The sequence below is a fragment of the Legionella steelei genome, assembly GCF_001468005.1.
Lineage (GTDB): Bacteria > Pseudomonadota > Gammaproteobacteria > Legionellales > Legionellaceae > Legionella > Legionella steelei.
On the sequence record NZ_LNYY01000019.1, the window covers coordinates 931166 to 953730 of the forward strand.

Below are 22565 nucleotides of genomic sequence, written 5' to 3' on the forward strand. Positions count from 1 at the left end.
AAAAAACTCATCCTTTAGTTGCGTAAGAATTCAAAAATAACCCTTACCTCATATAAGGATATCACAATTTTACTCTTTACGTTGCAACATTTCATTATGTAGCCGATAATTAATAAAGAATAAACTATGGAATCATGTTATGAGCGATAAATTTCCTCTGGGTAAAATCTTTGAAACCTTGGTACCATTTATCATAGCAGGTTGTGCCATCGCCCTATTTTTAGGTCTGTTATTTATGTTCTCTTACGTTTTAGTTTGGGGGCTCATTATAGGGGGTATCCTCTGGCTAGTTGCCACCATAAAACAATACCTATTCCCAAACAGCTCGACTAAAAAGGAAGTGATTAAAAAAAATGAAGGACGCATCATTGAGCATGACGACCAAAAATAATGCCTGAATTACCTGAGGTTGAAACGACAAAGGAAGGAATTAAACCCCATCTTGAAGGACAAACAATCCAAGGGGTTATTGTCCGTAATCCCAAACTGCGTATACCGGTGCCTAATAATTTAGACACCCTTTGTGTCGGTAAAAAAATAATCACCATTTCCCGGAGAGCGAAGTATATTTTGCTTCATTTATCAAAGGGTTATCTTTTAATTCATCTCGGTATGTCAGGACACTTACGCATTGTATCAGCTGAAAGCAACCCCGAAAAACATGATCACATTATGTTAATGCTTGCCAATGGTCTTATGCTTCGTTTTTGTGACCCCAGGCGTTTTGGTTTATTTCTTTATATCGATGAAAATCCATATCAACATCAACTACTCGCACATTTAGGTCCCGAACCTCTTTCTGACGACTTTGATGGTCTTTATTTATTTCAAAGAATTCAACATAAAAGTAAACCCATCAAATCATTGATTATGGATAACGATGTTGTGGTCGGCGTCGGTAATATTTATGCCTCAGAAAGTCTATTTTTAGCAAATATACATCCTAACACCCCGGCAAAAATGCTTTCCGAAGCGATGTGTTATAGTCTCACTACACATATTAAAGAAGTATTGAAACAAGCGATCATTTCAGGTGGGACAACACTACGAGACTTTTATTCTTTTGATGGCAAGCCGGGGTATTTCAGTATATCACTCAAAGTCTATGGCCGAAAAAACCAACCCTGTATGTGTTGCCAACATCCTATTGAGTCCATCATGATTGGCGGACGTAATTCTTTTTTCTGTCCCACATGTCAAAATTAATCTTTAAAGTACTCTTTTAACTTGTTCATTATATAACTCAATTGCCCAAGACTTGATTTTCAATTACCATACAACGGACTAATTTTGCTGGGATTTTTTTATGTTGCGTCTAAGATTAGCTCGACATTTTATCGAAGAATATCAAGAAAGAGGGATAGTCCATCGCCCTGATTTTCTACTTTATGATTTTGATGAAGATGAATATCAAACATTTTGGCAAGAAATTGCATCATCTCCCAGGCAAAGATTATACACCGATGGCATTGACGTCTTTCAAGTCAGTTGGTTCCGCACTCTTTTTGAATCATTTAAAGGTTGGTTAGGCTTTGAGGATCATTGCCATCCTAGTAGAGTTGAAATGACTTTGGGTAAAATTGCCTATGCAGGGTATGTCAAAGGTTTTAAAGCCCCTGCATTGCCAAAAAGCATTGATGCATTCCCAATTTCCTCACGCTTTGTAACGCTCGTCAACCAACCCAGAACGAATCAAACCTCTAGCAACCTACAGCGATTATTAATGAGTTATTCTATAACTCACTCAGATGCCTTCCCAGAGTTCAATAGTTTTATTCGTAGTGGGTACCCCTTTGGGCAAACTTTTATACAAGAATATCTGGCTCATTTAGCGCCATCAATCGATCCTCAAGATAGCCAAATTATTAAAAAAGCAATTGCCCAAATCGCCTACAACAGACAATCAGTCAGCAAAACCAATTGTTATCCATCCAGCCCTTTCGCCGAAGCTTATGCAGAATATCTAGTTGGCCAGGAGCGATACCAAGAGGCATTGGAGTGGTCTCCTGAGATCAAAAAAAGATTCAAAGAGTCCTTTATCGAATTCTATTTTGAACAGGAACAATCTGCCCCTGAAGCATTAAAAATCGCTGTAGAACTTATTGCTGCATTATTCTCATCAACAAAAGCAGAAGAGCAACTAAAAGCAGTTGATTACATCAAACAGAATTTTAGTTATGAAGAGCAAGCTAGCTACTTAACCCCCTATCCTGCATTACGCACTCAAGTAGCCCATGCTTATTTAGAGGATGCCAAAAGGGAAAAAAGCAAGTGGAGTATAACGAAAAAACTCTTCGGCAATCAAACAATTGAGTTTTTAGCCCAAGCAGTGAGGCTGCATCCTCAAATCCTCGAACAAGACGATTCCATGCAAGACATCTTAATCAGGGAAGAATGGTGGCTCTATCAGTTTGACCTTGCAATAGACAGCAATCGTTTTCAAGATGCTGATGCGATCTATGTGAAAAATCCAGACCTCAAATATAATAAAAGCACGCTTGAGCGTTTACGAGAACATTACTTTGACCAATTTCGTGCAAACGCTCCTAAGATAGCGGAAGCATTATTAAACCCAACGAGCGCAGTAACACAATTAGCCGAAGAACAAATAGAACTAGCAAAAAAAATAGTTCGAATTAGACCTCATGATTCACTTGTTATGGATGCAACGATAAATTATGCGTCTACGCTTCTAGCCGTTGATGTGTTAACACACCCTGCAAAAGATGCCGATCGCACCCAATTGAGTAAGGCACAACATCGGCTCGGTGAATATCTATTCCTAAGCAGCAATACTGCGCTAATGGACGTTTATAATAAATTGTTAGTACGAAAAATTGATTGCCTTATTGCACGGCTTGGTGTGCCGATTGACTATAACGATTATTTAGCTGCTCGAACAGCTTTTGTGAAAGAGCATTTAAGCGAAATAGAGGATTTAAAAAAGGAGCTTAGAGCATTTATTGCTACTAATGAAACAAGATCAAAAGAACTACGTCAAACTCTAGCGAAAATGTATTATTTATTGGCAGATACCCTAGTTTATTTTGAGGAGAAAAAGCAAGAATCAATCCCCTACTTTAAAAAAGCAAAAGAGCTCATGCCAGAAAATCTTTATTATAGCGTACGTTATTTGGAGCTGATTGACGATGAAAAAAGGCATGAGGTTCGAGAAAAAATAAACGCGATTGGCTTCTTACATGGAACTCATTATCGTTACTACATGACTGAACGTTGGGGTGAAGATAAAATTATGTCCAATGGTTTTGATATTCATACGGTCCCTCCAGATGATTCATTCTTTAGTTCTTTAGGGCGAAGCATAGGATTTTATTAAATCCAGTGTATCATTTTCTGTCTAAACCACCAAAATTGAGCCGACATTTTCTTATTTTGAACCAAGCTCTTTAAAAACTATCTGGGCAATCGAATGAACTTGCGCTATATTTAGCGCTAATTTACTTAACCTTAATGCTAATGAAGATAAATCGAATACGAACTGCATGGGTTCTTGCTACTTTAATGTTTTATACAGCTGTAACGAGCATACTTTGTCTCTTTAAATATTTTTTTAGTACGATAAACCGTTCATGGACGGATAAAGCGCTACATCGCTGGATTGATCAACTACTTAATGCAGTAAAAGTAGAATATAAAGTGATAAATCCCCATAATGTCCGACCGGAATCAGGAAAAGCCACGATTCTTATGTGCAATCATTCAAGCGCATACGATATTCCTCTTGCCTTCAAAGCATTTCCAAACCATTCCATTCGCATGTTGTCTAAAAAAGAACTGGCAAAAATTCCTTTAATGGGTAAAGCAATGGCAGCAGCTGAATTTCCGTTTATTGATAGGAAAAATAAATACCAAGCCATCAAAGACTTAGCGTATGCTCAGCAATTAATGGAAAGCGGGATCATCATGTGGATCGCTCCCGAAGGAACTCGCTCTAAAGATGGAAAGCTGGGCCCCTTTAAGAAAGGGGGATTTATCACAGCAATTCAATCTAAGGCAACAATTATTCCTATAGGAATCCGTGGTGCCAACAATATCTTACCCGCAAGAACCTTTAATCTGCATCTGAAACAAAAAGCAGAGATACATATAGGCCAACCAATCGATGCATCACAATTCACTGTTGATAATAAGGAATTATTGATTCAACAAACTTATGAAGAAATCAAAGAACTAGTCGGTGAAAATCCATCTCATTAGTATGGTTGTAACCCGAATTAGAACTTCTTTTTATTATCCGTTATTACTACGCCCCACAGGTCGTAGTAAGCAATGCAAATCGAATCAAAACCAATCCTAGCTCCCAGCCCCTTAATCATCAATAAAAAAATGAAAAAAAGTCAGATTTTCACTCAAGATGCGCCAAATATGGCTTTTCGACTAGAATCTAGCCCCGTGTCCATACCCACTTGGAGCATTCACAATAGACGCAGCTAATCCTATAGCCCTCGGATCGGAGGCCGCAGTAAGGATATTTGTTTGTTTATCCCAGGTAATCGCTTGCATATCGCCATAGTATCGCTCTAATTGTATGAGATGATACCCCATAGCTTTTAGTGCTTCTTGAATTGCCGGAGGAAATGTGTCTGGTTCAAATTGCAGCACATCAGGTAAATACTGATGATGGAAGCGCATCGCGGAAACCATACTAATCGCACCATATGCATCGTGAAACACTAACGAGGCAATTAAAACCATAGTAGGGATACGACTTCCTCCAGGTGTGCCCAAAATGGCCACACGATTGGGTAATTCAAGGAATGTAGGGGTCATGCTGGATAATGGTCTTTTTCCAGGAGCAATTGCATTTTTATCGCCACCAACCAGGCCAAAAACATTTTCCACGCCAACTTTGGTAGAAAAATCATCCATTTCATCGTTGAGTAAAACACCAGTACCCTCGGCGACAACACTGGAGCCAAAAATATAGTTTATGGACATAGTCGCGGCAACACGATTACCTTCAGCATCAATAATAGAGATATGCGTCGTATTTGAAATATCAGTTTGCTTGGCTGGGTGTTGTTTGGCTTGTCCTTGTAGCACCATACTAGGCAGTGCTTTATTGGGTGAAATTAATGTACTGAGCTGCCTCCCATTCTCTGCAGCAAGTAACTTCTCAACAGGAATCGTCACAAAATCAGGATCTCCCAGGAAGCGCTCACGCTGCCAATACGCCAAACGCATAGACTCTACCAGGTAGTGTACCCATTGTACTTTTGAGAATGAAGACAGAGGATAGTGAGACAATATATTGAACATAGTCAATAACGCAATGCCTCCTGCTGAAGGTGGCGGTGACGTTATGATTAACATGTTATGAAACGCGCCAATCAATGGCTCACGAACTTTGATCTGATATTTAGTTAAATCCGTAAGCGACCAAATCCCTCCCGCAGCATTGACTCCCTGAACCAGACGTTCTGCAACCTCTCCAGCATAAAAACCTTGTTCTCCTTGTTCAGCGATTAACTGTAAAGTATGAGCCAAGTCAGCTTGAATTAAACGTTCCCCAATACGATAAGGGCGGCCATTTTTCAAAAAAATTTTCGCGGTAGAAGGATATTTTTTGATTTGTTCTAATCGCTCTTCGTTCTGCAAAAATGCATTTAATTGTTTATCAACCAAAAAACCTTCTTGTGCTAACTTAATGGCAGGGGCTAGCGTTTTTGCCAATGGCAAGCGCCCATAATTTTTTGCAATGTACACTAACGCTGCTGGCTCACCAGGAATCGCAGCAGCAAGCCCGCCATTTAGGGATAATCCGGGTATTACATGGCCATCAGGCGCCAAATACATATCTTTCTTTGCAGCCTGTGGTGCAACCTCTCTTCCATCAATAAAAATATTTTTATGCTGACTTTCGTGATGCAGTAACCAAAATCCTCCACCACCCAGCCCACTGTGGTATGGTTCAACTACAGCCAATACAGCTGATACCGCAACTGCAGCATCGAACGCATTGCCCCCGTTGGCTAAAACTTCAAGTCCGGCACTGGTTGCTAATGGATTTGCACTGGCTATAGCATAACCAGGCGGAAGAGTGTTATTTTGTCCGGCAACAGCATGCGTAGGAAAATATAAGAAATTGATGCTACTGGTAATCAGGCAAAACCCTTGAAAGAGCTTTCTAAGATTCATGTTCACTTTGTCTTTTTTGAAGTTCTCTAACGACACAAGAAGGAACGAACTGAGAAATATCTCCATTCAGAACTGCAATTTCACGTACTAAAGTAGAAGAAATATACATAAAGTTTTCTGAAGGGGTTAAAAATATTGTTTCTATTTGCTTCGATAATTTTCGATTCATTCCAGCCAATTGAAACTCATATTCGAAATCAGACACTGCACGCAGACCACGTAAAATAATCCCCGCATTTTGTTCTAATACAAAATCGATTAAAAGGTTATCAAACCCAAGCACGCGAACACCTGATAAATCAGCAATTGCTTCTTCTACGAGTTGAATTCTTGCCTCTAACGGTAAAAAAGGACGTTTTGCCTTATTACTTGCTACGGCAACAATAATTTCCGGAAAAATCTTAGCTGCACGTCGGATAATATCAACATGACCGTTAGTGACGGGATCAAAAGTACCGGGATAAATTGCCTTTAATTTCATATTGATTAAGACTGATTGCATATGTGGACAGTCTAGCGTATTGTTAACTGAAAAACTACAAAAATGGACTTGAGGTGATAAATGAACCATATGAAACACTTAATAATAATTCCTTTTTTCTTGTTAACCGCCTGTGCTCCTCCTCGACCTGCAGCAGAATTGCCCGAAAACAAAGTGATGCCTGTTGAGCAGCGTAAAGCAAAAACAGCAACTGTTTCTTCCTGGGAAATTCGTGGTTCTATGGCTGCAAAAAATAAAAATAAAGGATGGTCAGCTGCCATGAACTGGAAACAAAGCGGCCCAGGTGCCTATCAAATCCGGCTAATGGGACCTTTAGGTTCAGGAGCTGTACTTATTGAGAAACAAGGTGGTGCCATTACATTCCAAGATGGTCCTAAAAAAATTACCTCTCATAATGCCGATCAATTATTAGTGGAACAAACTGGAATCAGACTTCCTGTAAATAATCTTTACTATTGGGTGAGAGGACTTCCGGCTCCAGGCTCGGTTCAGTCAGAGAAACGCGATGATTACAATCATCTAGTCTTATTGAAGCAAAGTGGCTACACCATTAATTTCGCTAAATATACTTCTGCCAAAGGCATTGATCTGCCAAGTATGATCCGTCTTGAAGGTAATGGCGTCATGGTCAAAGTCGTTATCCAGAATTGGACAGTTTAAATCCAGCACCAATACAGCTCCAGATAAAAGCAAAGTTAGAATTTTTTCTAACTTTTGCTTTTTATAGGCTAAAACCCCAAGCCATATGATATTCTCTTTGTAATGTCAACTACTGTCTCTACTTAAAAATAAAAAAAATTATTGCTTTCAAAGTTGACATGTACCCAAAAGCACTGCAAAATACGCAACACATTTGCACGGATGAACGCAATTTTTTTATAATGGATGATTGTAAGAATCTGCAAATTTTAGGGGTGTCGCCAAGCGGTAAGGCACAGGGTTTTGATCCCTGCATACCTAGGTTCGAATCCTAGCACCCCTGCCACATTCTTGTTGATTCAAGTAAACAGACAGCAGAAGATAACCTGGAAGGATGCGTTCTCGTAATGCTCAAATAATAATAATATCTTTTTGGCTGTCTTCTGCTATGTGTTTAAGTTAATGATTAAACCTAAATCTAAAGGCTTTTTACACATGTCCACAATGATGATTTTTGCCGGAAATGCAAATCCGGAATTAGCTCGACAAATTTCTTCTCATTTACAAATACCTATTGGTCAAGCCACTGTTGGTACTTTTAGTGATGGAGAAACAATGATTGAAATTCTTGAAAATGTCCGCGGTAGAGACGTTTTTATCATTCAATCAACCTGTGCTCCAGCAAGTAATAACCTAATGGAGCTTCTGACCCTAGCTGATGCACTAAGAAGATCTTCCGCTGCTCGCATCACTGCGGTAGTTCCTTATTTTGGTTACGCCCGCCAAGATCGTCGTGTGCGCTCTGCTCGTGTGCCGATTACTGCGAAAGTCGTTGCTGATATGATGGCTTCTGTGGGGATTTGCCGAGTTCTTACTGTGGATCTTCATGCAGATCAGATCCAGGGCTTTTTCTATATGCCTGTAGACAACGTTTATGCAACGCCGATTTTGCTTGATGATATAAAAGAGCAGAATCTAAAAAGCATTATGGTTGTATCTCCTGATGTAGGCGGCGTTGTTAGAGCAAGGGCTGTAGCAAAACGTCTTGACCATGCAGAGTTATGTATCATAGATAAACGTCGTAGCGGCCCTAATAAATCTGAAGTAATGCATATTATTGGCGAACCAAAGAATAAAGACTGCATTATTGTTGATGATATTGTTGATACCGCAGGAACCCTTTGCTCTGCAGCACATGAGCTTAAGAAAAATGGGGCGCATAGTGTTAGAGCATATATAACGCACCCCGTTCTATCTGGCCCTGCAGTCAATAATATTAAAAATTCAGTCCTTGATGAAATCGTAGTCACCGATACAATTCCTTTATCCGATGAAGCACGTAAATGTGAAAAAATTCGAGTTGTCAGTTTATCAGACATGCTTGCACAGGCCATCAAACGCGTGAATATTGAAGAGTCTGTAAGCTCTATGTTTGCTGAGTGACGCAATCACTCTGTATTGAATACTGACCGTTCTTGAAAATGCTCCACTTTAGGAGCATTTTTTTTTGTTTAACCCATACTCAAACTCTGCTGCTCACCAAAATGTCTCTCTCGAGACCTATTCAAAACCTTATAGTATGTGTGGATTGTAGGCTGGTGAAATGAAGTGCAGGCCGAACTCTTTCTTTTTCATGACACGCTCACGATGCATACTGTGGATTAAAAACCCATAAAACAAGGTAAAAAAAAGGAGCTTTATAGCTCCTCTTTTCTTTTTAACTAAAATTTCTGTTAGTCTCTAGTACCAACATATTTATCATCGAAATATCGACGTAACTTAGTTCTCAAAGTACCACGACTAATCCCCAGCATAATTGCTGCACGTGACTGATTGTACTTGCAATGTTCCATCACTGCACGAAACAATGGTGTTTCAATTTCTTCAAGTACAAATTGGTATAAGTCAACAGGATCAGTTCCCTTAAGCTCTGAAAAATATTTTTGCACTGAAAGAGTTACGCTTTCGGCCAGAGAAGCGGTGTTATCCACTACCTCGTTACTGATTGTTGTCATTATTATTAGCTCCTCCTTTTAAAAACAGTATATTACCGAAACAAGTCCGTTGAAACAAGGGTAGAACACAAAAAACTGTATTAATAATCAAGATATAATGTTCACTCTTAGAGCAAGAAGTTCTTATAAGGAGTAGGTTGTTTTTTGCAATCTACTCCTTGGATAATTACTTCTGTTGCAGTCTAAAATTTCATCATTGAAGGGTCGTATGGTTTGCCATTAATGGTGAATTTACCTTGGTCCAAACTTGCTTCAATAACAAAATCTGTGCCTTGAACAGTAATCAGTCCACTTTGCTGTAATGCATTGATTTGTTTATTTGTTTGCATTTCAGCTAATTGTTCAACAGTTGGAGCTGGTTGAGTTGTTTGAGCAGCAGTCTGGTTTGCTTGCAGTTGTTGTGTCAAAGTTTGTTGCAACTCAGGTTTTTTAGCAATTTGTTGAATCACTGATTGCTTCATGATTTCTTTCACTGCTTCTGCAGGAACTTGTAGCTTCGCTTTACCCTGGATCTTTTGCATCATTTCAAATGGATTAGCATTTTCGCCCTTAGGCAATGTTACAAAAAGGTTTCCTTCAATCTGTCCTTGGGGAATTTTGAAGCTCAGTTTAGAGATTTCAAACTCCGCACCTTTGTTAAACAATTTAGGCAGCTCAGGAAGCAAGGCAAGCATTGCTTGTTGGCGTTGCATATCATTACCATTTTGCATTGCAGTTGTTTGCTGATTAATTTTCGCCAACACATCTGCATCAAGATTTCTTAAAGCAACCTCCAGCTCACCTGGGCCATAATTTTGCCCATTTGCTAACATGGATTTTATAGCTACGTTAAAATGGGTATTAAACAGGTGCTGTTCGATGTCACTATCTGACTTAATTACCAGATCGTTAATTTCAAACAGTTTTTGATCCTTAACTAAAACATAGAAAGAAGGGAGTGTGAAGTTTGCATCGCCCAGATACAGGCCAGCAGGTGTTTCATGCAAATCATAGTCACTTGATACCTTACTTAAGGTAATCTTGGTATCATCTTTAGTAGCATTTAAGCCATCTAGCTTAATTTTGCCTTCTACTTTGCCCATACCAGAAGACATCGTTGTGCTTGAGTCCATACCTAACCATTCGAAGCTACCAGAACCATCTTTTGCAATAAGCTTAAAGTTAGGAACTTTGAAATCCACAGTGCTTTCGTTCAGGTAATTAACGAAAATACTTAAATCCAACTGGGGCTTAACGGATTCTTTAGTGAATTGAGCATCAAATTGCTCATTATATTGTTCTGGAAATGGGAAAACTGATTCAGCATACCCCAACCCAAAACGTAAACGGTTGTTAGCAAAAATAACAGGACCATGATGCACAGTTAGAGGCATCTCCATATTAAAGTCTTGAGCAGGAAGAGTTTGCGGTTGTCCATTTGCATCTTTTACTACACGTTCTGGAATATGTAAGCGCCATTTAATTTGGGCATCAGAGCTAAATAATCCTTTATGGTATTGCTCGATTTCAGCATATAATCCATTAGATTGATCAATAACTTCTATATTTTTTCTGATTGTTCTTTCAGTAAGAACCCCCATACCATAATATCCGCCTAAAATTAGAACGGCCAGGATAATTACCAATCCTGTAAATTTTTTCATTCTGTTCTCCATGTTATTAATTCGCACGCAGCAAAACTGCAGCTGAAAGTATAACAGCAAATAACATTGGAGTGCGATAAGCTTATAAAAAAACAGTGATAACTATTTTTATATCAATGAGGGCCGTTCGATTGAGTTAAAATGGGGTTTTCATTTTAGAGCACCGAACCGCAGCATACACGAACTATGTGGGTATCGGAGCATATAAAACCATGTCATTTTGGCCAAGAGTGTCGAATTAGAAACAGACCTAAAACGCCCAAAGCCTTAAGCCTGCTTAACTGGTTTACAATATGTTTCTTTAACAGTAAACGCTAAAATGAGTGCAATAACGGAACAAACTGGCAATAGCTTTAAGCCCGCTTGAAAATCAGAAAGTAGTAATGTTTCAACATTATAGGCACGAGCACCAGAAACCATATCGACTAATCGACCAACCAAGGGCTGCATTAGCGCTCCAACAAAAATCGATATCATATTAGTAAATGCGATAGACGTTCCAATCACATTTCTATCATGTATCTCAGTGGACACCGCATAGGCAATAGCAACACCAGTGTTCGTTAAACCGAAAAGGAAGAACAGTAAATATGCTGAGTTTTGACCTAATGTAGGGGTAAATACAAATAAAGTTGTGAAAATTATGCCAAAAACTGCTGAAATAATCATTAAAGGTTTACGGCGACCCATTTTATCAGAAAGCCAACCGGACAAAGGACCACTGATCCCCCAACCAATAAAAATTAATCCTGTAGCAAAAGCAGCAGCATGAGCACCTAGTCCCCGACCAAATTGTAAGTATGCAGGGCCGATTGCTTCACCAATCACTGCTGTTGGTCCAAATAAAAATCCAGCATATAAAGCATTAAGCCAGGTTTGTCTGCACGATAATATAATTTTTAAACTCTGGAGTATGCTGAGCTGATTTACAGAACGTATTTCACTTCGATGCTCTCCCGGTTTATCTTGCACAAATTGATATAATAAAGCTGCAAGTGCAATAAATAAGAAGGCAATGATCAACATACTGTGGCGCCATCCCACATTAGTCACCAGGAATGAAACTGGCGCTTCCCCTGCTGCCGCACCAAGCATACCTAAAGCTTGCGTTAAACCAGCCAGTAAACCCAGCATTGTTGGAGGGAACCAAGATGTAGCTAATCGCAGTGAACAAACAAAAGCAAAAGCCGCACTAAAACCTATGAGCATTCTACCTATTGAGCCCATTAGCAAACTATCTGCAAGACCAAAAACACAACAACCAAATGCAGTAACTAATGACATCACTGTAAGTAGCCAACGGATGCTTATGCGGTCTACTGTGAGTCCCACAGGGATTTGCATTAAAATATAAGGGACATAGAATGAAGCGGTTAAGATACCAAAGCCTGCTTCGTTAATTCCAAAATCAATTTGCAAGTAGCGATGCATTACTCCGGGTGCAACACGAGCCATATAATCAGAAAAATAGAACGCAGCAGCCAATCCCCATACTAACCAAGCAAACCCTAAATAGTTTTTTTGGTTATAAACTTCTACTCTAGACTCATGTATTTTGTTCATAAACTCTCTACGCTAATAAAAATCCTAATTGGCTTTGTTCCATTGAAGGGGTACTAACAGGTAGACACATCAAAAAACAAATCTCCAGGATAGAGCTTGTTAATATTCTATTTGCATTCCGAGTTCACTAGTACATCGTTAACGGTATGAAATAGAATCAAACCCTAATATACTTATCCAAAAAATGAGCAATAATTCTGCAAAACAAAACCTACATTATACTTGTGTTGTCATTTATTTCAACACATAGTTTGATTTCATTTTCATAGGTACAGAAAATGGTTATAATTTACTGGCATAATTTACCCGCATTTACGTAAAAAAAATGTGTTATGTGTAGAAAGCCTTCCGAGGCAAAAATGCTGACAATTTGATCTAAATATTACTAAGGCTTAAAATGAATGCTCTCGACCTTGCAATAAAAGAAGCGCTTAACTCCTCTGGAAATAACAAAGAGGTGAATAAAGCCTATATTGAGTTTATCAAAGCGAACTTTATTGTACCTATTGAAAAAAACTCAGAAGATGATCAGCCTAATGTCTTGTTTTTACAAGAACAAGAACACCTTTTCCTCCCAGTTTTTTCTGAGATAAGCTATCTTGATACTTGGGCTGCTGACATAGCAAGCGAGATAAAACTTCTTAAATTATCGGGTGTCGATTTACTTAAGGGACTTGGTGAGAACGTAACTGTATGCCTTAATATAGGCAGTGAAATATATAAAGAATTTAATCCTTCGGAAATTGCACGAATGCGATCTTTAGTACTAAAGTTTTTCAAGGATTAGTATATATCCTTCTCCCTTATGGGAGGAGGATATAGCAGAGGTTAAGCAGCATGAAACGACAACATGATGAAGCTACGTCCTCTTTAAGGATCCGCTAACTCAGAATCTATGCCACCAATTCAAATAATTGATATCCAACGATTGCTGAGGCTGCTATAGCGCCACTAATTTCGATAACCAGTGATAAAAAACTATGCTTATGATGGTGATACTCTTGATCATTTGCTGCACCCTCTTCGCTGACAGACAGTTCTTCAGCTTCGACAGCATTTAATTCAAATAAAGGCTGTTCACCTTCAATTGCGTCCCACCAACCTTCTAGCCAATGCTCTGCTTGTTGAGTTCCTTTATGGAAAGGATTGTCCTCTTCAGCAACATCGGCACGTGCACATTCATAACCAAATGCATAGCTGTCTTCATAGGTTGGATGTTCAATGTTAAAACGTAATTTAATATGTGGTAGTAAGGCTGTTATGTCGTTCATGATTATACCCTCTATTTATACAGTATTTTGCAAAATTTATACTGTTAATAATTTCTACATTTAAGTTAATTTTACGACTTTATGTTAACGCTTATTTACCAAATAAAAACATTTACTAATTCTTGACAAATTTTTTTTAAACCTAGAAAAAATAACTTTGAAAATGAGTATAGTTGTTATTTCTAATATTAATGTTGCAATTACTATGCCAAGTTTTTTTTGTCTCTTTAAAAAGCACAAAAAATAGAGTAAGAACAAAAAGAAGGAAAAAATAGATACTTGTGGCAGAACTTAACTTCTTGCCGGCAAATTTTGCCGCCAGTACCGTTTCTACTTAATTTTGCTAAGTAGCGTTCAGATTCTATTACAGATTTTATGCGCAGTAAAAAATATATACAGAGCGAGATAGTAGTTGTCAAAATTAAACCACCACCTCTGGTGCACTATCTACTATGGAGCCAAACGATGATGCTTCCATTGCCCATCGTGTTGATAATAACGAATTCTATCATGTAGACGATTATCTCGCCCTTGCCAAAACTCGATTTCATCAGGAATAACCATATACCCACCCCAATAAATAGGGCGGACTACAGGCTCTTGTCCATGTTTTTGAATTAAATCATTAAGGGAATTCTCTAATAATTCTCTTCCCTCAATTTCATGACTCTGTGGCGAAACAATCGCGCTGAATTGGCTTTTGATTGGCCTTGAGGAAAAATAAAGATCGGATTGTTCTGCATCAACTTGCTTGATTTGACCTCGAATACGGACTTGTCTTGCCATTTGCGGCCAATAAAAATTAAGTGCTACATGAGGATTATTTTGGATATGTTTTGATTTTGTACTTTGATAATTTGTATAAAAGACAAATTTTCCTGCATCCAGTCCCTTTAACAAAACTACTCTAGAGTCGGGGTACCCACGATCATCTACAGTAGACAGAACCATAGCGGTTGGATCATTTTTTTCATTTTTTAAAACATCTTCAAACCAAAGCTTAAATTGGACAAGCGGATCTTCTGGAAGTGATTTTTCACTTAAATTCAGATCACCATATTCACGTCTTATATCAGCAATACTTCGAAAATTTGTCATGAAATACCATAAAGTGAGCTCTGAATAGCGAAATCATGTAAATCCAGAGTTATAGTGGGTAAGTGATACACCTGGATTAAGGCTTTTGCCTTAATCCAGGTGTATCTGCATCAACTACCAGCCTGTTACTTCGGCAATTGCATCACCTAAATCCGCTGGTGAACGAACTGTTTTTACACCAGCAGCTTCTAGCGCTTTGTATTTTTCAGCCGCAGTTCCTTTACCACCAGAAATAATCGCTCCAGCATGTCCCATACGTTTTCCAGCCGGTGCAGTAACACCTGCAATATAAGAAACTACGGGTTTACTTACATGTGATTTGATGTATTCAGCAGCCTCTTCCTCTGCAGAGCCTCCGATTTCACCCACCATGATAATGGCTTGTGTCTGAGAGTCTTGCTCGAATAAAGCTAATGCATCAATAAAACTAGTTCCAGGAATTGGATCGCCACCAATACCAATACAAGTACTTTGACCAAAGCCTTTATCTGTTGTTTGCTTTACTGCTTCATAAGTTAGAGTCCCAGAACGTGAAACAATACCTACTTTACCAGGCAAATGAATTGAGCCCGGCATAATTCCAATTTTACATTCGCCTGGAGTAATAATCCCTGGGCAGTTGGGGCCAATTAAACGTGCTTGAGTATTGTTTTCCAAATAGACTTTTACTTGTAGCATGTCTAATACGGGAACACCTTCTGTGATACAAACAATTAATTGAATTCCTGCCTCAGCAGCTTCCAAAATAGAATCCTTGCAAAAAGGAGCTGGTACATAAATCACGCTGGCTTCTGCTTTAGTTTCTTCAACAGCTTCACGCATGGTATTAAATACCGGTAAACCTAGATGCTTCTGCCCACCTTTTCCTGGTGTGACCCCACCAACCATACGTGTGCCATAAGCTATCGCTTGCTCTGAATGATAGGTGCCTTGTTTTCCTGTAAAACCCTGGCACAGTACTTTAGTATGTTTATTGACCAATACACTCATTGTTAACCTCGAAATTTTTAGTAATTAACCTAAAAAACACCGTTGAATCTTAGTAAGCACTGTTAATGTACTTCATAGCTCGTAAATTCAACTGAGTTTTTTATGATTAGGCAACAGCTGCCACAATCTTCTTCGCAGCATCAGTTAAACTGGTTGCAGCAATCACATTCAAATCACTTTTATTTAAAATATCAGCGCCGAGTTGCGCATTATTACCTTCAAGACGTACTACCACAGGAATTTTTACATCCACTTCTTTCACTGCAGCAAGAATACCATCGGCAATGAGGTCGCAACGAACGATACCACCAAAAATGTTGACTAAAATACCTTTAACTTTTTCATCAGAGACAATAATTTTCAATGCTTCACTGACTCGTTCTTTAGTCGCACCACCACCTACATCTAGGAAGTTAGCTGGCTCGCCACCGTGAAGCTTAATCACGTCCATAGTCGCCATAGCCAAACCTGCACCATTTACCATACAACCAATGGAGCCATCTAAAGGAATATAATTTAATTCCCAGTCACTGGCACGATTTTCTCGTTCATCTTCTTGAGTTGTATCGCGCATACTTTTTAATTTAGGTTGACGATATAATGCGTTACCATCAATGTTAATCTTCCCGTCCAAACAAATTAATTGTCCTGGCTTTGTTACAACTAATGGGTTGATTTCTAACAAACTCAAATCACACTCAACAAACATTTTACCCAATCCCATCATCAAATGAGTAAATTGCTTAATTTGCTCATCTTGTAGGCCCAATTTAAAACCTACTTCACGGCATTGGAATGGCATGACACCAACTAATGGATCGACAATAACCTTGAAAATCTTCTCAGGGGTCTCTTCTGCTACTTTTTCTATTTCAACACCACCTTCAGTCGACGCCATAAACACTACTCGTCGAGTTGCGCGATCAACAACAGCGCCAAGATATAATTCTCTACCAATATCACATGTTTCCTCAATGAGCACTGCATTAACTGGCTGACCATGAGCATCTGTTTGATAGGTCACGAGACGAGTACCTAATAATGCTTTTACTGCTGCAGCGAGTTCATCTTTGTTCGCTACTAATTTCACACCACCAGCCTTTCCTCTACCGCCCGCGTGAACTTGTGCCTTAACAACCCAACGATCAGTAGATAGCTGTGAAGCGACTTGTACTGCGTCTTCAACACTATAAGCTACCTCGCCCTTAGGAACGGGTAAATTGTAGCTAGCAAATAATTGTTTAGCCTGGTATTCATGTAAATTCATTGCAATTACCTTTCTAAAAAAAAGCAAAACCCGTCAAAGCTCATAAGTGTCAATTGATGCATAGTAACCTGGGCAAGTATAAAAACGCTCCCAGACTGACTATCGATGAATTAAAACTGCTGGGATCCAACATTGTCTTCACCCAGAGTACATTTATGTGTCAATACGAATCTCGCTGTTACATTTCATTAAACATTAAGTAAAAGACGAGCAGGATCTTCCAATAATTCTTTAACACTCACTAAAAACTGTACCGAATCTTTACCATCAATCAACCGATGGTCATAAGACAAAGCAACATACATCATAGGACGAATCACGATTTGTCCCTTTTCTACTACAGGTCTATCTTCAATTTTGTGCATTCCCAAAATCCCGGTTTGGGGTGGATTAATAATTGGCGTAGCCAATAATGAACCAAATACCCCACCGTTAGTAATGGTAAAGGTACCTCCTTGCATATCTTCCATTGCTAATTTGCCTTGTCTCGCTTTTGTTGCTGCATCATTAATCGCCAACTCGATATTAGCCATGCTCATTTGATCTGCATCACGGATAACTGGGACAACCAAGCCTCGTTCAGTGGATACCGCAATCCCGATATCATAAAAGCCATGATAAACTACATCCTGACCATCAATAGAAGCATTGACTGCAGGAAAACGCTTCAATGACTCAACAACTGCTTTGGTGAAAAAGGACATAAACCCAAGTTTAACGCCATGCTTTTTCTCAAAAGTATCTTTGTATTGAGCGCGCATATCCATTACCGCTTTCAAGTTGACTTCGTTAAAAGTCGTCAACATGGCTGCATTATGCTGTGCTTCCAATAAACGTTCAGCAATTTTAGCTCTTAAACGAGTCATCGGCACTCGGCGTTCTTCACGTAACCCCATAGGTGCACTTTGTGTTGGTTCTTTTTTGCTTTCTGCTGATTTAGATGATTTTTCTCTACTAGATTCTATATAAGAGAGGACATCTTCTTTGGTGATACGACCATCCTTGCCACTACCTTGGATTTGTCCTGGCTGCAAATCGTGTTCTGCCATCATGCGACGTACAACAGGGCTAGTTGATTTATCTTCCTTAGCACTTACTTTATCACCTTCTGCTTCATCACGCTCCTTCGCAGTTTCCGTTTTCTTTTCTTCTTTAGCTTCAGAGCCAGAACCTTCTTTTATTTTTGCTAATAACTGGCCAGAATTTACTGTATCACCTTCTTTAAACATGATTTCGGCCAGTATCCCATCAGCCGGAGCAGGGACTTCTAATACGACCTTATCTGTTTCTAGATCCAGTAAATTTTCATCACGGGTAACTTTATCACCTACTTTTTTATGCCATGCAGCGACAGTTGCATCAGCAACTGATTCAGGCAAAACAGGTACTTTGACTTCAATAGACATGGTTATACCTTCTTATTTTATTAAATTCGTTAACACACTGTAATCTGAGGTCAAGACAAATCCATAGCTCAGACTACGATAAACTTAAATTCAGTCCAATAAAGCTTGCTCTACTAAAGCTTGTTGCTGCTGGGCATGCAACGCCGGACTTCCTACCGCAGGTGCCGCAGCAAACTCTCTTCCTGCATAGTGTAAAGTTTGTTCAGGAAGCAAACAGTCTACTATATTATGCTGAGAAGAAAACCATACACCCTGGTTTTGTGGCTCTTCTTGGCACCAAATCACCTTCTTGGCTTGAGGATATTTATTGAGTTCCGCAGAAAGTGCTTTTTTGGGAAACGGATATAATTGCTCAATTCGGACTATAGCAACGTGATTTAACTCTTTATCACGACGCATTTGCAGCAAGTCATAATAAACTTTTCCACAACACAGCACTACTTTTGTCACTTTTTTTGCATCCAGAACATCAATTTCCGGAATAATAGTATGGAATTTACCTTTAAATAAATCCTCTAAAGGAGAAACCGCTAACTTATGGCGTAACAGACTCTTAGGGGTCATGACAATTAATGGCTTTCTGAAATTACGAATGACTTGTCTTCTTAACAAATGGAATATTTGAGCTGGTGTAGTTGGTGTACATACTTGCATATTATGCTGAGCACAAAGTTGCATGTAACGTTCCAGACGCGCAGATGAATGCTCAGGCCCTTGACCTTCATATCCATGGGGCAATAACATGACTAGACCACATAAGCGGCCCCATTTTTGCTCGCCAGAACTAATGAATTGATCGATAACCACTTGCGCACCATTGGCAAAATCACCAAATTGCGCCTCCCAAAGTACTAGGAAATTTGGCGCAGAGGCAGAAAAGCCATATTCAAAAGCTAACACTGCTTCTTCTGAAAGCACTGAATCGATTACAGAAAAAGGTCGGTTCAGTTCATTAGTTATTTGCTCGATAGGAACAAATGATTCGCCCGTTTCGACATCATGTAGTACCGCATGACGATGAGCAAAAGTTCCTCTTCCAGAGTCCTGACCTGATAAACGTACGCCATAACCTTCTTGAACTAAACTAGCATATGCCATCGTTTCAGCGTAGCCCCAGTTCATCGGTAATTCACCAGCAGTCATTTTATCGCGTTCACTTAATAAACGCTGAACTACTGGGTGTAATGCAAAGCCCTTAGGTAATGCATTTAATTGTTTGGCTAAATTTTTTAAATTCTCTTTAGAAATTGTGGTATCTACCTTATCGGTCCATTTTGCATTGACATAAGGAGTCCAATCCACAGCATATTTGCCTTCATAATCCCCATGAACTAAATCAACGACTGCTTTACCCTGATCCAAAGAATCACGATAAGCATCAACTAGTTTTTCAGAATCCTGACTGCTTAGTATGCCTTCTTGGATCAGCTGATCGGCATAAATTTCGCGTAATGGACGCATGGATTTAATTTTTCGATACATGGACGGTTGAGTTACTGCAGGCTCATCTGCCTCATTGTGACCATGGCGTCGATAGCAAACAAGATCAATGACTACATCTCGCTTAAATTTCATTCTGAAGTCAAAAGCCAGGTTAGTCGCAAATACAACTGCTTCAGGATCATCACCATTCACGTGAATAACAGGTGCCTGTACCATTTTCGCAACATCGGTACAATATAAAGTAGAACGTGCATCCAAAGGATTGCTGGTAGTGAAACCTATTTGGTTGTTAACCACAATGTGAACTGTACCGCCAGTAGAATAACCGCGTGCCTGAGAAAAGTTAAACGTTTCCATGACAACGCCTTGTCCCGCAAAAGCAGCATCTCCATGAATCACCACAGGAACAACTTTTTCCTTTTTAATGAGATCATTACGTCGACCTAAACGTGAGCGTACAGAGCCTTCTACCACTGGCCCAATAATTTCTAAGTGTGAGGGATTAAAGGCCAAAGCCAAATGAACTACTGAACCCGAACCTGTTTTTATATCTGAAGAAAACCCTAAATGATATTTCACATCACCAGTACGTTCGTATTTTATTTTTCCTTCGAACTCTTGGAACAGCTGATTAGGCTCTTTACCTAATACATTAACCAGCACATTTAAGCGGCCTCTATGAGCCATACCGATGACCACTTCCTTAACATTATCTCGTCCAGAACAGGCAATGATTTCTTTCATCATGGGAATTAAAGAATCGCCCCCTTCAAGAGAGAAACGTTTTTGCCCCACATAACGGGTACCTAAATAGCGTTCTAAACCGTCTGCAGCAATTAAGTCCTTTAAAAGGTTGAGCTTTTTTGTTGCATCTAGATTAAGGCGACCACGAACAGACTCCATTCGTTCTTGTAGCCATTCGACTTCTTCCGTATTAGAGATGTGCATGTACTCAATACCAATACTGCCACAGTACGTTTGGCGCAAGGCTTGGTATATATCATCCAGAGTCATTTCTGGGCCATTAAATGTTGTACCTGCAAAAAACTTACGCTTTCTATCTACATCAGATAAGTGATGATAATCCAATTCCAATGCGGGTACTGGAGTACGCTCCGCCATTTCAAGAGGATCAAGTTTCGCCGCATGATGTCCTAATGAACGGTATGCGTTAATTAAATCTGCAATTCTAAATTGTTGGCTATCTGAAGATTGGACAACCGGTATTGCTTTTTTATCTGCATTCTGCAAAAAATAATCGCGAATTTCTCTGTGTGAACGTTCCTTTTCAGCACCATTAACCTTGGGTAAAGCACTAAATACTGCTCGCCAATCGGATGAAACCGAACTAGGATCAGCAAGATAATCTTCATACAGGCTATCAACATATGCCATACTTCCACCAGATAAATAGGAAGAAGCCCATTCTTTTTGCAGATCGGAACTGCTCATTTTCTTTCTCTCCAAAGGGTATTAATCACTACCACCATTAAATTGGTAAGTACTCAGCCCCTATCAGGTAGCGATTGTATTTGACGCATCTTGCGGGAAAGTTTTCCTAATCAATGCTTACATTTTGGTGTATGTGGCACTTGCTTAGAAAAATTTTCTCACAACCTGCGCTCAAATCCAAACATTCACCCAAACATTAACATAGAGGACCTGAGTTACTACTTAAATTGGCTATTCCACTCATCCCCGTGGATAAAACAGCTATCCCCGCAAAAGCGGGGATCCATCCTTATTCTGGTTTCGAGCTCATTTTCAAGGTAATTCTCATTTTATGAAAATGAATTGCCCATTTTAACGGCTCTTACCAAGTACCTTAAAAGTACCATTAGGTTTCTTGTGTCAGCATCTGCAAGCGAATATCAGCAATTGCTTTCATTGGATTGAGACCTTTCGGACAAACGCTCGTACAATTCATAATGCTTCGGCAACGGAACACACTAAACGGATCTTGTAATTTATCTAGGCGGTGCGCTGTTGCAGTATCACGACTGTCTGCTAAAAATCGTCGTGCCTGTAATAATCCAGCTGGGCCGACATATTTTTCTGGATTCCACCAGTATGAAGGACATGAGCTGGTACAACACGCACATAAAATACACTCATACAAGCCATCAAGCTGCGCACGCTCTTCCGGAGATTGTAAACGCTCTTGAGCTGGTGCCACGTCATTATTTTGTAAATAAGGCTCTATACGCTCGTACTGTTGATAAAATTGAGACATATCAACAACCAAATCACGAATGACTGGAAACGCGGGTAAAGGACGAACAACTATTTTGTCTGTGTTCAGCTGGGACACATGCGTAATGCACGCCAAGGCATTAGTCCCATTAATATTCATACCATCTGAACCACATACCCCCTCGCGGCATGAACGTCTATAGGTTATGGAGGGATCCTGCTCTGCTTTCAAACGCTCAAGTAATGTGAGCAACATAGGATCACTTTTAGCTGGGATCTCCAACTCATAATCTTTCATATAAGGCTTAGCATCCACCTCAGGATTATAGCGATATATTGATAGGGTCAATTTTCTACTATCTGCCATGTAATCTAT

At 39.4% G+C, this 22565-nt stretch carries 19 protein-coding genes and 1 tRNA gene; 8 read left to right on the forward strand and 12 right to left on the reverse strand.

Annotated elements, in window-relative coordinates; translation table 11 throughout:
- Positions 1 to 139 precede the first annotated feature (139 nt).
- The 4 genes from Lste_RS08215 (at position 140) to Lste_RS08230 (ending at position 4218) form a co-directional block, all read left to right on the forward strand.
- Complete coding sequence (locus Lste_RS08215) at positions 140 to 391, forward strand: hypothetical protein (RefSeq protein WP_058510553.1); 252 nt, start codon at positions 140 to 142, stop codon at positions 389 to 391.
- Positions 391 to 1206, forward strand: coding sequence for a bifunctional DNA-formamidopyrimidine glycosylase/DNA-(apurinic or apyrimidinic site) lyase (mutM, locus tag Lste_RS08220; protein ID WP_058510554.1), 816 nt, complete (start codon positions 391 to 393; stop codon positions 1204 to 1206). The genes Lste_RS08215 and mutM overlap by 1 nt, the downstream gene beginning before the upstream one ends.
- 100 nt (positions 1207 to 1306) lie before the next feature.
- A complete protein-coding gene (locus Lste_RS08225) occupies positions 1307 to 3337 on the forward strand; it encodes a hypothetical protein (protein WP_058510555.1) in 2031 nt (676 codons plus the stop codon).
- A 140-nt stretch (positions 3338 to 3477) separates the two neighbouring features.
- Positions 3478 to 4218, forward strand: a complete 741-nt coding sequence (locus Lste_RS08230) for a lysophospholipid acyltransferase family protein (protein WP_058510556.1) — start codon at positions 3478 to 3480, stop codon at positions 4216 to 4218.
- A gap of 180 nt (positions 4219 to 4398) precedes the next feature.
- Here Lste_RS08230 and ggt read toward each other — a convergent pair whose 3' ends face one another.
- Both ggt and coaD read right to left on the reverse strand, forming a co-directional pair.
- Positions 4399 to 6159, reverse strand: a complete 1761-nt coding sequence (gene ggt / locus Lste_RS08235; protein ID WP_058510557.1) for a gamma-glutamyltransferase — start codon at positions 6157 to 6159, stop codon at positions 4399 to 4401.
- Complete coding sequence (gene coaD / locus Lste_RS08240) at positions 6149 to 6661, reverse strand: pantetheine-phosphate adenylyltransferase (RefSeq protein ID WP_058510558.1); 513 nt, start codon at positions 6659 to 6661, stop codon at positions 6149 to 6151. The genes ggt and coaD overlap by 11 nt, the downstream gene beginning before the upstream one ends.
- Positions 6662 to 6721: 60 nt before the next feature.
- Between coaD and lolB the strand changes: the two genes are divergently transcribed.
- From lolB to Lste_RS08255, 3 genes are all read left to right on the forward strand, one after another.
- Positions 6722 to 7321 carry a lipoprotein insertase outer membrane protein LolB gene (lolB, locus tag Lste_RS08245; protein WP_058510559.1) on the forward strand — a complete coding sequence of 200 codons (600 nt, stop codon included), beginning with the start codon at positions 6722 to 6724 and terminating at the stop codon, positions 7319 to 7321.
- A 250-nt stretch (positions 7322 to 7571) separates the two neighbouring features.
- Positions 7572 to 7646: transfer RNA gene (locus Lste_RS08250), tRNA-Gln, on the forward strand.
- A 149-nt stretch (positions 7647 to 7795) separates the two neighbouring features.
- On the forward strand, positions 7796 to 8743 hold the full coding sequence (locus Lste_RS08255; RefSeq protein ID WP_058511691.1) for a ribose-phosphate pyrophosphokinase: 948 nt from the start codon (positions 7796 to 7798) through the stop codon (positions 8741 to 8743).
- 290 nt (positions 8744 to 9033) lie between these two features.
- Here Lste_RS08255 and Lste_RS08260 read toward each other — a convergent pair whose 3' ends face one another.
- The 3 genes from Lste_RS08260 to Lste_RS08270 form a co-directional block, all read right to left on the reverse strand.
- Positions 9034 to 9315, reverse strand: a complete 282-nt coding sequence (locus Lste_RS08260) for a helix-turn-helix domain-containing protein (RefSeq protein ID WP_003633193.1) — start codon at positions 9313 to 9315, stop codon at positions 9034 to 9036.
- Positions 9316 to 9497: 182 nt separating this feature from the next.
- Entirely contained in the window at positions 9498 to 10958 is a 1461-nt protein-coding gene (locus tag Lste_RS08265; RefSeq protein ID WP_058510560.1) for a YdgA family protein, read from the reverse strand.
- Positions 10959 to 11225: 267 nt separating this feature from the next.
- Positions 11226 to 12521 carry an MFS transporter gene (locus Lste_RS08270; RefSeq protein WP_058510561.1) on the reverse strand — a complete coding sequence of 432 codons (1296 nt, stop codon included), beginning with the start codon at positions 12519 to 12521 and terminating at the stop codon, positions 11226 to 11228.
- A 397-nt stretch (positions 12522 to 12918) separates the two neighbouring features.
- Here Lste_RS08270 and Lste_RS08275 point away from each other — a divergent pair, with 397 nt between their 5' ends.
- Positions 12919 to 13308: an SseB family protein gene (locus Lste_RS08275; RefSeq protein WP_058510562.1), complete on the forward strand. Its 390-nt coding sequence runs from the start codon at positions 12919 to 12921 to the stop codon at positions 13306 to 13308.
- A 106-nt stretch (positions 13309 to 13414) separates the two neighbouring features.
- On the opposite strand, the gene Lste_RS08280 is transcribed toward Lste_RS08275, so the two are convergent.
- From Lste_RS08280 to Lste_RS08310, 7 genes are all read right to left on the reverse strand, one after another.
- Positions 13415 to 13792, reverse strand: a complete 378-nt coding sequence (locus Lste_RS08280; protein ID WP_058510563.1) for a hypothetical protein — start codon at positions 13790 to 13792, stop codon at positions 13415 to 13417.
- Between the two features lie 450 nt (positions 13793 to 14242).
- The gene (gene pdxH, locus Lste_RS08285; protein WP_058510564.1) at positions 14243 to 14890 is read right to left on the reverse strand and encodes a pyridoxamine 5'-phosphate oxidase; all 648 of its coding nucleotides are present in this window, start codon (positions 14888 to 14890) and stop codon (positions 14243 to 14245) included.
- Positions 14891 to 15004: 114 nt separating this feature from the next.
- Positions 15005 to 15880: a succinate--CoA ligase subunit alpha gene (gene sucD, locus Lste_RS08290; RefSeq protein WP_058510565.1), complete on the reverse strand. Its 876-nt coding sequence runs from the start codon at positions 15878 to 15880 to the stop codon at positions 15005 to 15007.
- Positions 15881 to 15986: 106 nt separating this feature from the next.
- A complete protein-coding gene (gene sucC / locus Lste_RS08295) occupies positions 15987 to 17147 on the reverse strand; it encodes an ADP-forming succinate--CoA ligase subunit beta (protein ID WP_058510566.1) in 1161 nt (386 codons plus the stop codon).
- Between the two features lie 188 nt (positions 17148 to 17335).
- On the reverse strand, positions 17336 to 18553 hold the full coding sequence (gene odhB, locus Lste_RS08300) for a 2-oxoglutarate dehydrogenase complex dihydrolipoyllysine-residue succinyltransferase (protein WP_058510567.1): 1218 nt from the start codon (positions 18551 to 18553) through the stop codon (positions 17336 to 17338).
- Positions 18554 to 18643: 90 nt separating this feature from the next.
- Positions 18644 to 21448, reverse strand: coding sequence for a 2-oxoglutarate dehydrogenase E1 component (locus Lste_RS08305; RefSeq protein ID WP_058510568.1), 2805 nt, complete (start codon positions 21446 to 21448; stop codon positions 18644 to 18646).
- A gap of 385 nt (positions 21449 to 21833) precedes the next feature.
- Positions 21834 to 22556, reverse strand: coding sequence for a succinate dehydrogenase iron-sulfur subunit (locus Lste_RS08310; protein ID WP_058510569.1), 723 nt, complete (start codon positions 22554 to 22556; stop codon positions 21834 to 21836).
- Between the last annotated feature and the right edge of the window lie 9 nt (positions 22557 to 22565).